The organism is Martinezella dioscoreae (assembly GCF_009176305.1).
In the GTDB taxonomy this organism is placed as follows: domain Bacteria; phylum Pseudomonadota; class Alphaproteobacteria; order Rhizobiales; family Rhizobiaceae; genus Rhizobium; species Rhizobium dioscoreae.
The window spans coordinates 857,003-871,325 of the sequence record NZ_BLAJ01000002.1; the positions used below are offsets into that span (position 1 = coordinate 857,003).

At 60.0% G+C, this 14,323-nt stretch carries 14 protein-coding genes; 8 read left to right on the forward strand and 6 right to left on the reverse strand.

The genetic code is table 11. From position 1 onward, the window contains the following. Nucleotides 1-6: 6 nt before the first annotated feature. Complete coding sequence (locus GDN47_RS10530; protein WP_152093262.1) at nucleotides 7-897, reverse strand: proline iminopeptidase-family hydrolase; 891 nt, start codon at nucleotides 895-897, stop codon at nucleotides 7-9. A gap of 131 nt (nucleotides 898-1,028) precedes the next feature. Between GDN47_RS10530 and GDN47_RS10535 the strand changes: the two genes are divergently transcribed. Continuing rightward, complete coding sequence (locus GDN47_RS10535) at nucleotides 1,029-1,811, forward strand: LuxR family transcriptional regulator (RefSeq protein WP_152093263.1); 783 nt, start codon at nucleotides 1,029-1,031, stop codon at nucleotides 1,809-1,811. A gap of 54 nt (nucleotides 1,812-1,865) precedes the next feature. Then, nucleotides 1,866-2,780 (forward strand): proline iminopeptidase-family hydrolase, encoded by a 915-nt coding sequence (locus tag GDN47_RS10540; RefSeq protein ID WP_162748752.1) that lies wholly within the window; start codon nucleotides 1,866-1,868, stop codon nucleotides 2,778-2,780. Between the two features lie 92 nt (nucleotides 2,781-2,872). Here the strand turns inward: GDN47_RS10540 and GDN47_RS10545 are convergent, their stop codons facing one another. Together GDN47_RS10545 and GDN47_RS10550 are read right to left on the reverse strand one after the other, a co-directional pair. Beyond that, entirely contained in the window at nucleotides 2,873-4,117 is a 1,245-nt protein-coding gene (locus GDN47_RS10545; RefSeq protein ID WP_113389391.1) for an amidohydrolase family protein, read from the reverse strand. Then, nucleotides 4,114-5,688, reverse strand: coding sequence for a gamma-glutamyltransferase family protein (locus GDN47_RS10550; protein ID WP_152093441.1), 1,575 nt, complete (start codon nucleotides 5,686-5,688; stop codon nucleotides 4,114-4,116). The genes GDN47_RS10545 and GDN47_RS10550 overlap by 4 nt, the downstream gene beginning before the upstream one ends. A gap of 243 nt (nucleotides 5,689-5,931) precedes the next feature. On the opposite strand from GDN47_RS10550, the gene GDN47_RS10555 reads away from it, so the two are divergent. Beyond that, on the forward strand, nucleotides 5,932-6,243 hold the full coding sequence (locus tag GDN47_RS10555) for a hypothetical protein (RefSeq protein ID WP_152093264.1): 312 nt from the start codon (nucleotides 5,932-5,934) through the stop codon (nucleotides 6,241-6,243). Further along, complete coding sequence (locus tag GDN47_RS10560; protein ID WP_152093265.1) at nucleotides 6,240-7,193, forward strand: NAD-dependent epimerase/dehydratase family protein; 954 nt, start codon at nucleotides 6,240-6,242, stop codon at nucleotides 7,191-7,193. The genes GDN47_RS10555 and GDN47_RS10560 overlap by 4 nt, the downstream gene beginning before the upstream one ends. Nucleotides 7,194-7,204: 11 nt before the next feature. Here GDN47_RS10560 and GDN47_RS10565 read toward each other — a convergent pair whose 3' ends face one another. Continuing rightward, the gene (locus GDN47_RS10565) at nucleotides 7,205-8,425 is read right to left on the reverse strand and encodes a TIGR03862 family flavoprotein (RefSeq protein WP_152093266.1); all 1,221 of its coding nucleotides are present in this window, start codon (nucleotides 8,423-8,425) and stop codon (nucleotides 7,205-7,207) included. A 287-nt stretch (nucleotides 8,426-8,712) separates the two neighbouring features. Here GDN47_RS10565 and GDN47_RS10570 point away from each other — a divergent pair, with 287 nt between their 5' ends. From GDN47_RS10570 to GDN47_RS10585, 4 genes are all read left to right on the forward strand, one after another. Next, nucleotides 8,713-9,420 (forward strand): TetR/AcrR family transcriptional regulator, encoded by a 708-nt coding sequence (locus tag GDN47_RS10570; RefSeq protein ID WP_113329828.1) that lies wholly within the window; start codon nucleotides 8,713-8,715, stop codon nucleotides 9,418-9,420. Nucleotides 9,421-9,549: 129 nt separating this feature from the next. Then, a complete protein-coding gene (locus tag GDN47_RS10575; protein ID WP_069614664.1) occupies nucleotides 9,550-10,707 on the forward strand; it encodes a Gfo/Idh/MocA family protein in 1,158 nt (385 codons plus the stop codon). Between the two features lie 12 nt (nucleotides 10,708-10,719). Next, on the forward strand, nucleotides 10,720-11,895 hold the full coding sequence (locus tag GDN47_RS10580) for a dihydrodipicolinate synthase family protein (RefSeq protein ID WP_152093267.1): 1,176 nt from the start codon (nucleotides 10,720-10,722) through the stop codon (nucleotides 11,893-11,895). 25 nt (nucleotides 11,896-11,920) lie between these two features. Then, nucleotides 11,921-12,745, forward strand: a complete 825-nt coding sequence (locus GDN47_RS10585; RefSeq protein WP_152093268.1) for a sugar phosphate isomerase/epimerase family protein — start codon at nucleotides 11,921-11,923, stop codon at nucleotides 12,743-12,745. A gap of 79 nt (nucleotides 12,746-12,824) precedes the next feature. Here the strand turns inward: GDN47_RS10585 and GDN47_RS10590 are convergent, their stop codons facing one another. Together GDN47_RS10590 and GDN47_RS10595 are read right to left on the reverse strand one after the other, a co-directional pair. Then, nucleotides 12,825-13,931, reverse strand: a complete 1,107-nt coding sequence (locus GDN47_RS10590; RefSeq protein ID WP_113329751.1) for a branched-chain amino acid ABC transporter substrate-binding protein — start codon at nucleotides 13,929-13,931, stop codon at nucleotides 12,825-12,827. A 1-nt stretch (nucleotide 13,932) separates the two neighbouring features. Beyond that, the gene (locus tag GDN47_RS10595) at nucleotides 13,933-14,298 is read right to left on the reverse strand and encodes a hypothetical protein (RefSeq protein ID WP_152093269.1); all 366 of its coding nucleotides are present in this window, start codon (nucleotides 14,296-14,298) and stop codon (nucleotides 13,933-13,935) included. Nucleotides 14,299-14,323 lie beyond the last annotated feature (25 nt).

A 14,323-nucleotide genomic window follows, 5' to 3' on the forward strand; every position in this document is an offset into this window, starting at 1 on the left:
CTTGCATCAGCTTGCCCTATGCCGCGACAGGAAGTCGAGGAGCGCCGGATAGTAATCCCACGGGTTCTCATAGAAAGGCATGTGGCTGGCATTGGCGAAGACCTTGAGTTCGGCATCCTTCAAGGCACGCTTCATCCTGAGCGCACAGGCCGGCGTCAATTCGTCATGTTCGCCCGCCGTGATCAGCACCGGCATGGCAAGCTGCGGAAGGTCCGGAATGCGGTTCCAGTCCTTGAGATTGCCGATATAGAGAAATTCATTCGGCCCCTGCATCGTCTCGTAGGGACCCATGTTCCAATCGTCGAGCGAGCGGCGGACGGGTGCCGGCCATTCCGGCAGACGGCAGACATGGCGATAATTGAGGATGGTGACGGCGGCGAGATATTCGGGGTGATTATAGGTGCCCTGCGCCTCGTGCTTCTGCATCATGGCGACCGTTTCCGGACCGAGTGCCGCGCGCAGCCGCTCCAGCTCGGAAATCAGGTGCGGCATATCGGCGACGGTATCTTCGAGGATCAGCGTCTTGAGGTTCTCGGGATAGGTCAGGGCATAGTCAATCGCCAGCCAGCCGCCCCAGGAGTGACCGAGCATGTGGACCTTGCCGAGGCCGAGCGCCTTGCGGACGGTTTCAGTCTCCTCGACATAGCGGCCGATGGTCCATAGACCCTTGTCTGTGGGACGGTCGGAGGCGCCGGTGCCGAGCTGATCGAAAGCGACGACCCTGTACCCCTTGTCGATCAGGCAGGAATGCGCCTCGCGCAGATAGTCGCAGGGCAAGCCTGGGCCGCCATTCAGGCAGAAGACCGTCTCCGGCCCGCTGCCAAAGCTGTAGGCGACCACCTTGTAGCCATCGACCTCGACGACATGACGCGCCTCCGGCTCAATTTCACGCCACATTGATAACTCCGGCGAAAGACTCTGCTTGCTCAATATTTGAGCATGGCTAAATTTTTACCTTAAACCGCGCTCGGCACCAGCTATAAGAAGTGATAGGTTGGGAGGTCGCAGGCTCAGACGGGAACCGCTGCATGTTCGATCAAATCGGAACCATCAGGCGCCAGTTCACGGCGCATCAGACGCTGGACGGGCGTATCGATCATATCTTCGAGAGCATGAAGGCGATCGGTTTCGAGGCTTTGATCTACGATTATTCGCCGGTGCCCTACGACCTAGACGGCAAGATCATGATCCCTTCGCTTCTGAAGCTCAGGAACATCTCCGACGACATGTATGAATATTGGTTCGATCGCGGTTATTTCCGCATCGATCCCGTACAGCAAGTGGCGCTACGGACTTCGGCGCCGTTCTTCTGGAATTACGATCCCGATGCCGATACGCTGATCAAGCGCTTCATGAGCGAGGACACGGTTCCCGTCGCGCGATACCTGAGCGAGCGCGACATGTCGACGGGTGTCACTGTGCCGGTGCACATGCCGCGCGGCGATTATGCGACGGTCACCGGAATTCGATTTGGTGCCAACAAGGAGTTCGAACGCGACGCCCTGCGCTATATCGCCGATTTCAACCTGCTTGCGCATGTCTTCCACGAGACGGCCTATTCGCTCTTCGATACCGCAGCGCTGAGTGTCGGCAAAATCCGGCTGACGGAGCGTGAGAGGGAATGCCTGCGCTATTCCGCCGAGGGCTATTCCGCCAAGGAGATCTCGCGCATCATCGATCGCGCGGTGCCGACCGTCGTCATGCACTTGAATGCCGCGGCAAAGAAGCTAGGCGCCAAGAACCGCACGCAGGCAGTCGTCCGGGCCACGCATTATCGCCTGCTGGACGCACAGCCATCCTATAACTTGTGATAGCTGCCGTACCCGTTTCGGCCGCGTTATGGTCTGGTCCATCGAAGCCTGGAGATGGAGAGATACGTGGCCGCAATCCCGACGCAGGAAGCCTTTCTGCCCTTCCGTGAATACCGGACATGGTACCGCATCACCGGCTCGCTCGATTCCGGCAGGCTGCCGCTCGTCGTCGCCCATGGCGGGCCGGGCTGCACTCATGACTACGTCGACAGCTTCAAGGGCATTGCCGAAATCGATGGCCGCGCCGTCATCCACTATGATCAACTCGGCAATGGCAAGTCCACGCGCCTGCCGGAGAAAGGCCCCGACTTCTGGACGCCGGCGCTTTTCCTCGATGAGCTGGATGCGTTATTAAGGCATCTCGGCATTCAGGAGCGCTACGCCTTTCTCGGGCAATCCTGGGGCGGCATGCTGGGTGCCGAACATGCGGTGCGTCGACCAAAGGGTCTCAAGGCGCTCGTGATCGCCAATTCGCCGGCCAACATGCATACCTGGGTGGCGGAAGCGAACCGCCTTCGCGAGGAGCTGCCGCAGGAGGTGCAGGACACGCTGCTGAAGCACGAACGGGCTGGCACGATCACCGATCCGGAATATATCGCCGCTTCCCGCGTCTTTTACGATCGCCATGTCTGCCGTGTCGTGCCTTGGCCGGAGGAGGTTGCTCGCACCTTCGCCACCATGGACGAGGACAATACCGTCTACCGCAATATGAACGGCCCGACCGAGTTTCACGTCATCGGCACCATGAAGGATTGGACGATCGAAGACAGGCTTGCCCTTATCGAAGCACCGACCTTGCTGATTTCGGGCAAGTATGACGAGGCGACGCCGCTGGTGGTCAAGCCCTATGTCGATGGCGTGAGGGGTTGCGAGTGGGTGCTCTTTGAAAATTCGAGCCATATGCCGCATGTCGAAGAGAAGGATCTTTGCCTGAAGACGGTTTCAAGTTTCCTGGAGCGGCATGACTGATCGTTGGGCCTTAACAGTGTAGCTAATCCCGATGCCAGGCTCGCTTCTTCCGCGTGGACCAATCGGATTCCATAGCGGAATAGCGCGCTGTCCTAGATCGGTTTGTGGAGCATAGGGCGGCCGTTGTCGAAGCTCTTGCGCCCCTTTTTCCAGCCGGCAATCACTCGGGCAATCTCGCGCACGGCCGCACCGGGGCCGGCACTGTCGAGGAGCACGATCGTCGCTTCGTCGCCGGCCTGCAGACGCGTGCTGCCGTCGCGTTGGCCCGCTGCCATTCCGCTCACCATGTCGAAAGCCAGGCTCATATCTTCGTCACGCGAAAGCTGGGCGACATTGGCGTAAAGATTGGCCATGCGAATGAGCGAAGCGTCGCCATAGGGCGTGAAGGGATTGAGAATATTGTTGGTCGCGATGGAGGTGACGACCCCTCTTTTTGCGAGCAGATGGGCCGGCGCTACGCCACGTGGAATCAGCCGGTCTTGACCTCGGCCCATGAGGAACAAATCGGTCGCCGGAAGCACCGATAAAGCGATCCCTGCTTTTACCAGGTCGTTGGCAATGGCAAGAATCTGCGCCTGTGGCATGGCCGACAGATTGGTGACGTGGCCGATCGATACGCGGCCCTGCCAGCCATGACGGAGCGTCGCGTCAATCACGTCAGGCAGATCGGTTCGATCCGGATCGAGACTGAAATCGAGATGAAAGTCGACCGCGACATTGTGCTTTACGGCAAGGGCAAAAATCATGTCCACGTGCCGGCCGGGGGAGGGATCTGTATAGGGGCAGCCGCCGACCAGATCTGCACCATCGGCAAGTGCTGCGTCGAGCATATCGTATGTTTGGGGTTCGTTCGTAAGCCCGTCCTGGGCAAAGGCACAGATTTCGATGTCGATCGCGAAGGCATAATCCCGACGGAGACGCTTGATCGCTTCAAAGGAGCGGAAGCCCGCGCGCGGATCGATTTCGACGAAGGTGCGCATCCGCGTCGTGCCATGGGATATCGCTTTCTCCACGACGCGCGCAGCGCGCGAATAAACATCGGCTTCTTCGAAGCCTGCCTTCGCTTTGGCGACTTCCCGCACGGCCTCAGTCAGTGTCCCCTCGCACATTGCGCAACGATCGAGAATGCAGGCCTTGTCGAGATGAATGTGGGTATCGACAAATCCGCCAAAGGCGAAGCTTCCCCCGCCGTCTACGTTCGATACTGCGTCACATCGAATGCGGGGTTCGATGGCTGCAATCCGGTCATCCCGCACGCCGATGTCGACGAAATCGCCATCTTCTACAACACGGACATTTCGAATGATGAGATCGAACGGTTGGCCGTTGGCGCTCACAGCAGGATCGCGCCTCCGTCGCTCCGCGGATCATGCGCGCCGTCAATCGCCCCGTCTTCGCCGATGCGGATGATACCGGCTTGGCCCCCAAGTGGACTGAAGGCGTCGATGGTGGAGATCTCATGCCCCATGGCTGCGAGGGCAGAAACCGTTTCGGCGCCAATATTTTCCTCGATCTTTAAGCTATCCCGACTGTCGGAAAATGTGCGGCCGAGCAAGAAGCGCGGGCGTGCGAGTGCTGCAGCGGGATCAAGGCCGTGGTCGATCAGCAGGCTGAGCAGCAGCGACAGGGTCTGGGGTTGACCGTCCGCGCCCTGTGTGCCGTAGACCAGATGCGGACGCCCGTCCTTCAGCGCAAGGCCCGGGTTGAGCGTATAGAAAGGACGCTTTCCCGGTTGGATGCAATTGGGATTTACCGGATCGGTGCTGAAGGCCGCCCCTCTGTTTTGCCAGAGGAGGCCAGTGTCGCCGACCACTACGCCGCTGCCCCAGTCGAAATAGAGGCTTTGCAGCAGAGAGGCGCATCTTCCATTGGCATCCACGGCGGCAAGCAGCGCTGTATCGCCGTGTCGATAATCTTGTGGCCAAGGCAGGGCTCGTGCCGGATCGATCGCCGCAGCCTTGGCGGCAAGGCGCATTGGATCGAGGAGGTATTTCGAGGCGTCCTCGGCGAAACGAGGATCGGCGATCGCATGCCGATCGAGGAACGCCTGTTTCACGGCTTCGACCAGCGCATGATAATAGGCTGGACCGTCAGGTCGGAAATTCGCCATCGGCAGATGGTCGAGCACACCCATGATGGCGAGGGTGGTTATTCCTTGCGTCGGAGGGGGTGGAGCAAGAAGTATCGTGTCGCGATACGCCTGCTGGAGAGGAGCCGCGACATCAGTCCGCGTGGCAGCAAGATCTGCGGCCGAAAGAGGAGAGCCGGCCTCGGCAAGCCCGTTTACAATTCGACGGGCGAGAGCCCCCTCATAGAATTCGCGGGTGCCGTGACGCGCTATGGCTTTGAGCGTCTGCGCCAAGGCAGGCTGGTGCTGGATGCCGCCGGACTGGAAGAGCCCGGTAAAGCCCGGCCAGCCCTCCAGTTCATCGCGCCGGAATTCGTACCAGAAGGCTTGCGACCTGCTGACTTCGAAGCCGGCGTCCGCCAGTGCGATGGCGTCATCGAGAAGGGCCGGCAATCGCTCCGTGCCGCCCCATTCGTCGGCGGAATAGGCAAGCACTTTCTCCCAACTATCCACGAGGCAGGCCGTCGTCAGGGTAGAGGCTGCGCCCCGCAAAAGTATGTCTCCACGCGGAATGGCCGCAGCCGCCTGCCCGATGCCGAGGAAAGTCTGTGCATTGCCTATTTCGTCCGCCACCAGCCAGACAGCGTCACCGCCCAGCCCGCAGAAATGGGGGTAGGTTACCGATAGAGCCGCTCCGGCCGCGACCAATGCCTCAATCGCATTGCCGCCGCGTCTGAGCACTTTTGCGCCTGCTTCGCTGGCCTGCCAATGCGGTGTCGCAATCATGGCACGGGACGATGGCGAATTGGTTTGAGCGGTCTGTCTGGTGGAGGGAGTCATGAAATCAGCGGTCGCACGGATGGCGATGATGTCTTGTTCGGCATTGGTAAATCCTGGCGGCATGGTCTGGAAAGTCAGACATGCAATACCGATGCCATAAGGCGCCGCAGCTGCAAGATCATGATTCAAGCCATTGTATCTATTCAGAATAAATCAGTTCCTTGTTGCCAAGGCTGCAAAGATGCCAAAGGCCGATCTTGCGTTCATGCCTCAGCGAGCGCCCAGGAATTCGCATGTTCGTGTATGGGTGATGGAAAAAGTGGCGGTTTAGTCCCCGATGCGGTCTGGAAAACGCCGCTGCCATTGAATGGCGCGCTGGGCTGTCTGCGGGCGCTATCCGTAACCTCGATCGCAGCGCATTACACCATTGTCTACGCTAAAGTGATGCTCGGGATGCCTCCGTCACCCTCTCCTGCAATGAAGACAGCGATGAATGACTTTTTCAGCCATGAGAGGGATGACAAAGCCGTTCGCTCTCCTATTCTCACGGAGCAGATCATTTCTTTGATATCGGCAGCCGCCGATTTCGATCTTGACCTTGGGAGGACATCATGACGCGCACGGTGATTATCGGTGCAACGGGCCATATCGGCACCTATCTCGTGCCGCGGCTCGTGGAAGCAGGGCATGAGGTCGTGGCGATCAGCCGCGGCCAGGCCAAACCCTATTCGCCGAACAAAGCGTGGAATGATGTGGAGATGCAGGCGATGGATCGTGCTGCGATGGAGAAAGAAGGCCGCTTCGGTCCAGCCATTCGCGCCCTGAAGCCGGATATCGTCATCGACATGATCTGCTTCACGCTCGATAGCGCAAGGCATCTGACCGAGGCGCTCACCGATCATGTCGGCCATTTCCTGCATACGGGTACGATCTGGACGCATGGATTTTCGACCGTGGTTCCGACGCCGGAAGAAGCGCCGAAGCGGCCGTTCGGCGACTATGGCATTCAGAAGGCAGCGATCGAAGCGCATCTGCTTGAGGAGGCGCGGCGCAGGGGATTTCCAGCAACCCTGATCCATCCCGGCCATATTGTCGGTCCGGGCTGGGAGCCTCTCAATCCTGCCGGGCATTTCAATCTATCCGCCTTCGCGACCTTGGCGCGTGGTGAAACCCTCCTCTTGCCGAATTTCGGCCTGGAGACAGTACATCACGTTCATGCCGATGACGTCGCGCAGATGTTCATGGGCGCCATCGCCAATTGGCGGGCCTCGACAGGAGAGGCTTTTCATGCGGTTTCAGCCGGCGCGCTGACGCTCAGAGGCTATGCCGAAGCGATGTCGCGCTGGTTCGGACATGAGCCGAAGCTGGAATTCCTGCCCTATGGGGCATGGGCGGAAGGCCAGCCGGCGGAAGATGCGCAGGCGACCTGGGAGCACATTGCCAGAAGCCCGAATTGCTCGATTGCGAAGGCCGAGAGGCTGCTTGGATACCGGCCGCGCTATACGTCGCTGCAGGCCGTTCAGGAGGCGGTTGCCTGGCTGATGGAGAATGGTCGGATCGGTTGAAAGGCCAGTCTTTAAGCCTGGTCAGTGGTTCTGAGCCAGGCATCCATGCCTTTTGCTGCCGCATGACCAGTCGCAAAGCAGGCCGTCAGAAGATAGCCGCCGGTCGGCGCTTCCCAATCGATCATTTCTCCGGCCGCGAACAGGCCGGGAAGTTTCTTCAGCATGTATCTCTCGTCGAGCTCATCCCAGCGAATGCCGCCGGCAGACGAGATGGCTTCGGCAATGGGCCTTGGCCGCAGCAACGGAATCGGCAGGGCTTTGATCAGGCGGGCAAGATTTTCCGGATGCGAGAGAACGGCGGGTTCGGCAAGCTCGCGCAAAAGGCCTGCCTTGACGCCCTCGATGCCGGCACCCTTGCGCAGGCGATTGGAGAAGCTGGCCTTTGGGTCCTGCCGCGTCAGATCGCGCGCCAAGCGCACCTCATCGCGTCCCGGTGCCAGATCGACAATGAGCGAAGCCTCGCCCATTTTTGCCAACCGGTCGCGCAGCGAAGCGGCATGCGCGTAAACCAGGCTGCCCTCGATTCCCGTTTTCGAGATGACGAATTCGCCGGGAAAAGTCCCGGCTTCCGATGTTGCCGTAACGGCTTTGAGGGGTTCGCCGGCAAAGCGCTCGCTGAAGGTCGCACTCCAGGTGACGTCGAAACCGCAATTGGCTGGCTGGAAGGCGGCGATATCGATCCCCTTGTTGCGAAGCCAGCTGACCCATGCCGCATCCGATCCGAGCCGGGCATAGCTTGCCCCGCCGAGTGCCAGCAAAACGACGTCATGACGCACGAGCTCGCGCCCATTCGGTGTTTCGAAGACTAGACTGTCGTCCTCGAAGCCGCACCAGCGATGCCGCGTCATGATGCTGACATTACCCGCCTGCAGCCTGGCCAGCCAGGCACGCAGCAGCGGCGAGGCCTTCATGACTTTCGGGAAGACGCGGCCGGACGAGCCGATGAAGGTTTCCGTTCCCAGGCCTTTCGCCCAGGCTCTGATGTCATCCGGTTGGAAATCGTCAAGCGCTGCGCGCAATCGGGACGAGGCGGCGCCGAAGCGGTTGGCAAAGACACCGTAATCTTCCGAATGCGTGATGTTGAGACCGGATTTTCCGGCCAGCAGAAACTTGCGCGCGACCGTCGGCATGGTGTCGTAGATCACGACGCGATGGCCAAGCCGCGATAAGGTCTCTGCCGCCATCAACCCGGCAGGGCCGCCGCCAATGATTGCGATTTGCTTTTTTGTCATACTCACCCGGTGCCGCCTGCCTACTGTTCTCTAGGGCCGGATGGGGGCCGAACGCAAGATCACCGCCGTCCCGGTCCAATCTCACTGTCGTTGAGCGGGGTTACGGCAGCGCCGGAAATCCAACGTTTCCTCTCGTATCCTTTGCCATATCCACGTTTAAATCGATATAACCATATGGTTACTATTGCTTCTGATTCACCGGGGGCTGTCAACTTATGCGATGATCGGTTACTTATCGGCGTGAGGGTGGGCCGCATAAGCCTTACGAAATGCCGCCGGGAGCCATGATGTCAGAAGCCAAGACCGTGAAGCGCAGCGCAAGGAATGCAGGCCTTGCGAATGCAGAGAAAACCCCCTCGCGCGCAGCTTCGGAACGGCCCCGTCTCAGGGATGCGGAACGCACCAGCAAGGCGATTTTGGCGGCCGCGACCAAGGAATTTGCCGAGCGCGGCTATGGCGGTGCTCGCGTCGATGCCATCGCCGAACGGGCGAAAATCAATAAGCGGATGCTCTATCACTATTTCGGCGGCAAGGATGCGCTCTACGTCGCCGTTCTGGAAGGCAGCTATATCGCCATCCGTTCGGCGGAAGCACGGCTCGATCTCTCGCATCGCTCCCCTGCAGACGGCTTGCGGGAGCTCGTCGTCTTCACCTGGCAATATTTTCTGGATCACCCGGAATTCCTAGGAATCCTCAGCACGGAAAACATGCATAAGGCCCGCTTCCTGAAGCGTTCGGCGCGCATTTTCGAGCTGCACTCGCCGCTGGTGTCGGAGATCTCCGGCTTGCTGGACCGCGGCGCGGCCGCGGGCGTATTCCGCAGCGGCTGCGATCCGGTGAAGATCTATATGAGCATCGCGGCCCTCGGCTCGTTCTTCCTCACGAACCGCTGGACGCTCTCGACGATCTTCCGTCGCAATCTCTCGGACAAGAGCGAAATCGACGCCTGGGGGGAGCATATCGTCGACGTGATTTTCGCCTATCTGCGTCCCTGAAATCTCCCGCGCAACAGACTCAGCAACGATAGACGATTGCCGCTGTGACCATTGACGATGGCCGTTGACAGCATGGCTTTGCCATGTCAGTTATGTAACTATATAGTTATTTACGGGAGGAAGAAACTCATGGCAACGAAGCCGATCGGCATCATCATGCACGGCATTACCGGCCGCATGGGCTATAACCAGCATCTCGTGCGTTCCATCCTGGCGATCCGCGAACAGGGCGGCGTTCTTCTGTCGAACGGCGATAGGCTGATGCCGGAGCCGCTGCTTGTCGGACGCAATGCCGAAAAGATCGAGGCCATTGCGCGCAAGCATGGTCTTTCCAAGACGACGACCGATCTCGAGGCCGCTCTTGCCGATCCCAGCAATACGATCTTCTTCGATGCCGGCTCGACGCAGATGCGCGTCGAGCTTCTCGAAAAGGCGATTGCCGCCGGCAAGCATGTCTATTGCGAAAAGCCGATCTCGGAGACGCTGGAGGAGGCGCTGTCGGTTGCCGCCTCCGCTGAACGTCGCGGCGTCAAGAACGGTGTCGTCCAGGACAAGCTCTTCTTGCCTGGCTTGCGCAAGATCGCCATGCTGCGCGATAGCGGCTTCTTCGGCAAGATCCTCTCCGTGCGCGGCGAATTCGGCTATTGGGTTTTCGAAGGCGATTGGGGCGTGAAAGCACAGCGCCCCTCCTGGAACTACCGCAAAAAAGATGGCGGCGGCATGATCCTCGATATGCTGCCGCATTGGCGTTATGTGCTCGACAATCTCTTTGGTGAAGTCAAGTCGGTCAGCTGCCTCGGCGCCACGCATATTCCAAGCCGCGTCGATGAGAACGGTAACACCTATGTCGCCGATGCCGACGATGCCGCCTATGCTACCTTCGAACTCGAGGGCGGCGTTATCGCCCATATCAACTCCTCCTGGGCGGTGCGTGTACGCCGCGACGATCTCGTCACCTTCCAGGTCGACGGCACCCATGGATCCGCCGTCTGCGGCCTGATGCGCTGCTGGACACAGCATCGCGTCAACACGCCGAAACCGGTCTGGAACCCCGATCAGCCGCAGCCAATCAATTTCTTCGATACCTGGGAAGAGGTGCCTGACACGCAAGCCTTCGACAATGGTTTCAAGGCGCAATGGGAGCAGTTCCTGTGCCATGTGGCCGAGGACGCGCCCTGGAAGTTCACGCTGCGCGAGGGCGCCAAGGGTGTGCAGCTGGCAGAGCTGGCACAGAAGAGTTGGGCGGAACGCCGCTGGGTCGACGTTCCCTCGCTGTCGGCCCGCTAGGAGGCTGATCTCATGGAGAGAAGTCTTCACTTGCCAAGTGCCGATGGCACGATCGCCGCCTTCACGCCCGTCAATGAGCCGTTGATCGCGCCTGTAAAACCGGCTGGCGGCCATCACTTCAATCGCGTGGCCTATGCGGCGGCGCATGTTGTGGTCGATGCGCTTGCGGACAACGATCCCTGGCTTGACCGCAACATCGACTGGGAGCGCACGATCGCCTTCCGCGAATATCTCTGGGGTCTCGGCCTCGGCGTCGCGGAAGCGATGGATACCGCACAGCGCGGCATGGGACTCGACTGGACCGGCGCAAAGGAGCTGATCGCGCATGCGCAGTCGGCCGCCCGCGGCCGGCCGGATGCCGTGATCGCCTATGGCGCCGGGACTGATCATCTGCAGCCCGGTCCCGATGTCACGATCGATGATGTCATCCGCGCCTATGAGGAACAGGTCGCTTATGTCGAAGGACAGGGCGGCCGCGTCATTCTCATGGCGAGCCGGGCTCTGGCGGCAGTCGCCAAGAGCCCGGACGACTATGTCAGGGTCTACGACCGCATCCTCGGTCAGGTCAAAGAGCCCGTCATCATTCATTGGCTCGGCTCGATGTTCGATCCGGCCCTGGCGGGCTATTGGGGCTCGGCCGACGACATGCTGGCCATGAAGACGGCAACAGCGATCATCAATCAGAACGCAGCCAAGGTCGATGGCGTGAAGATTTCGCTGCTTTCGGCAGAGAAGGAAATCATTATGCGCCGCCGGCTCGATTCGTCGGTCAAGATGTATACCGGCGACGATTTCAACTACGCAGAACTGATCGCCGGTGACGAGCAGGGCTATTCGCATGCCCTGCTCGGCATCTTCGATGCCATCGCGCCGGCAGCGAGCGCAGCTCTCGCAAAGCTCGCTCAGAACGACCTCGACGCCTTCCACGCGATCCTGGTGCCGACCGTCCCGCTATCGCGCCATATCTTCAAGGCACCGACGCGCTTCTATAAGACCGGCGTCGTTTTCCTTGCCTATCTCAACGGCTTTCAGGACCATTTCCAGATGCTCGGCGGTCAGCAGAGCGCCCGCTCGATCCAGCATCTTTCGGAGCTTTTCCGTCTGGCCGACACGGCGCGCGTACTGCGTGATCCGGATCTCGCAGTCTATCGCATGAAGGCAATCCTTGCCACCATCGGCATCGACTAGCGAATAAGAATGGGGGAGGATCACGATGGCCGTAGAGGGCTTGTCCATCAACTTGGCGACGGTGCGCCAGCAATATGACATGCGCCAGGCGGTCGAAGCCTGCCTGAAGCAGGATATCGTCGCGATCGCGCCCTGGCGCGATCAGGTGCATAAGATCGGGCTTTCGGAGGCTGCTCGCATTGTCGCCGACAACAAGCTCAAAGTGACTGGCCTTTGCCGCGGCGGCATGTTTCCCGCGGCAAGCGCCGAGGGTAGGGCGGCTGCAATCGAAGACAACAAGCGGGCGATCGACGAAGCGGCGGCGCTGAATGCCGATTGCCTCGTCCTTGTTGTCGGTGGCCTGCCGGAAGGATCGAGGGATATCACGTATGCCCGCGAGATGGTAGCGGACGGTATCGCGGCGATCCTGCCACATGCGCGCAGCGCCGGTATTCCGATCGCGATTGAGCCGTTGCATCCTATGTATGCGGCCGACCGCGCCTGCGTGAACACGCTGGAGCAGGCGCTCGACATCTGCGATCTTCTCGGCGAAGGCATTGGCGTCGCGATCGATGTCTACCATGTCTGGTGGGACCCGAAGCTTTATCAGCAGATCGCGCGCGCTGGCGCCGGTGGCCGCATCCTGGCGCATCACATCTGCGACTGGCTCGTGCCGACCACGGACCTGCTGCTCGATCGCGGCATGATGGGCGACGGTGTCATCGACTTGAAAGGCATCCGCGCCGAGATCGAAAAGGCCGGCTTCTTCGGCCTGCAGGAGGTCGAGATCTTCTCTCAGAATAATTGGTGGAAGCGCCCGGGTGAGGAGGTCCTCTCCACCTGCATCGAGCGTTTCCGCAGTGTTTGCTGAGTGGCAGTACCCAGGATCGATAACAAAAAACCGGACCAGCAAGTGGCCCGGCTCTTTTTCGAAGCGATGAGGTGACGGCTTACTCGGCCGAAACGATCTTGCCGCCTTCCCATTTGTAGAGCGAGAAGCTCTGCGAGGTCAGGTCGCCGGTTTCGCCGTAGGTGACCTTGCCGATGGCGGTGTCGATCGGTTCGCCTTTCTTCAGAGCGGTACCGACTGCTTCGGCATCGTCTGCCTTGCCGGCCTTCTCGATGCCGGCCTTCAACACCTGCACGGCAGCATAGGCGTTCAGCGTGAAGGCTTCGGCCGGGATGTTGCGCGCCTTGAGGGCGGCGACGGCGCTTTGCGAATCCGGGTTCTTCAGCGCGTCGGACGCGTTGGTGAAGAGCGTGCCGGCAGCCGAATCGTTGGCGATCGCCCAATATTCGGTATTGGAAAGGCCGTCGCCGCCGATGATCTGCGCCTTGACGGAGATGTCGTGCAACTGGCGGGCTAGCAGACCTGCTTCCGGATGGTAGCCGCCGAAGTAGATCACGTCGACGCCGGCCTGCTTCAGCTTTGTCGTCAGAGCGCTGTAGTCTTTCTCGCCAGGGGTCAGCGAGTCATTGACGACCTCAGTGATGCCACCCTTGTTGATCGCAGCCTTGAAGGCGTCCGCCAGGCCCTTGCCGTAAGCGCCCTTATCGTTGAGGATGGCGATCTTCTTGTCCTTGAAGTTCTTCACGACATATTCGCCGGCGACGACGGCCTGCTGGTCATCTCGGCCGCAGGTGCGGAAGATGTTCGTGAGACCGCGATTGGTCAGGTCCGGAGCGGTTGCGGTCGGCGTGACCATCAGGATGCCGTTTTCGGCCAGCGCGTCCGAAACCGGAATGGCAACACCCGAAGTGACCGGGCCGACGACGAAGCGGATGCTATCGCCGACAAAGCCGTTGGCGACGGATACGCCCTGCTTCGGGTCGCCGGCATCGTCGCCGAGCTTCAGGATGAGCTTCTGGCCGAGAACGCCGCCGCTCTTGTTGATTTCGTCGATGGCGGTCTGTGCGCCATTCTTGACCTGCTCGCCATAGGCAGCGACGGGGCCGGTCAGCGGCGCGATGAGGCCGATGGTGATGTCCGCATGTGCGAGAGGTGCGAAGGCCAGCGAAGCGACGAAGGTCGCGGCCGTCAATGTCTTCAGACTCATGTTAGCTCTCCTTGGATGGGCGCGGCAGCGCCCTTTGAACCCGCTCGCAATCGCCTGTCTCGACGCGCAAACTGCCGTGAGGCGTTCTTTTTAAAGAGACAAAGCTGATATCGAAGCCGATGATCGCCTTCGGACATTTTTTGATCTCGAAAGCGCTCATGAGGGTATTTTGTGTAGGAATATTGCGACGATTCCGCAAGAAAATAACCGTCGCGAAGACAATTTTAGCGTTTTTTCGAAAAATTTTGACGAGGGATGGTTGTTGCCTGCTTGCCGCAGAGCCTAGGTAATAGGGCGGTAAAGCGAGGTGGATCTGAAAGTGGAAATCTGCATGCGGCGGATCCACATAAGCCGCGGCGTCTGTCATGGTGCGGCCCGGGCCAAGGAGATCA

Bases quoted from the DNA above. Each gene is read 5' to 3' on its own strand.
- GDN47_RS10530 (WP_152093262.1), bottom strand. From the start codon at position 897: ATGTGGCGTGAAATTGAGCCGGAGGCGCGTCATGTCGTCGAGGTCGAT.
- GDN47_RS10535 (WP_152093263.1), top strand. From the start codon at position 1,029: ATGTTCGATCAAATCGGAACCATCAGGCGCCAGTTCACGGCGCATCAG.
- GDN47_RS10540 (WP_162748752.1), top strand. From the start codon at position 1,866: ATGGAGAGATACGTGGCCGCAATCCCGACGCAGGAAGCCTTTCTGCCC.
- GDN47_RS10550 (WP_152093441.1), bottom strand. From the start codon at position 5,688: ATGACTCCCTCCACCAGACAGACCGCTCAAACCAATTCGCCATCGTCC.
- GDN47_RS10555 (WP_152093264.1), top strand. From the start codon at position 5,932: ATGGGTGATGGAAAAAGTGGCGGTTTAGTCCCCGATGCGGTCTGGAAA.
- GDN47_RS10560 (WP_152093265.1), top strand. From the start codon at position 6,240: ATGACGCGCACGGTGATTATCGGTGCAACGGGCCATATCGGCACCTAT.
- GDN47_RS10565 (WP_152093266.1), bottom strand. From the start codon at position 8,425: ATGACAAAAAAGCAAATCGCAATCATTGGCGGCGGCCCTGCCGGGTTG.
- GDN47_RS10570 (WP_113329828.1), top strand. From the start codon at position 8,713: ATGTCAGAAGCCAAGACCGTGAAGCGCAGCGCAAGGAATGCAGGCCTT.
- GDN47_RS10575 (WP_069614664.1), top strand. From the start codon at position 9,550: ATGGCAACGAAGCCGATCGGCATCATCATGCACGGCATTACCGGCCGC.
- GDN47_RS10580 (WP_152093267.1), top strand. From the start codon at position 10,720: ATGGAGAGAAGTCTTCACTTGCCAAGTGCCGATGGCACGATCGCCGCC.
- GDN47_RS10585 (WP_152093268.1), top strand. From the start codon at position 11,921: ATGGCCGTAGAGGGCTTGTCCATCAACTTGGCGACGGTGCGCCAGCAA.
- GDN47_RS10590 (WP_113329751.1), bottom strand. From the start codon at position 13,931: ATGAGTCTGAAGACATTGACGGCCGCGACCTTCGTCGCTTCGCTGGCC.
- GDN47_RS10595 (WP_152093269.1), bottom strand. From the start codon at position 14,298: ATGACAGACGCCGCGGCTTATGTGGATCCGCCGCATGCAGATTTCCAC.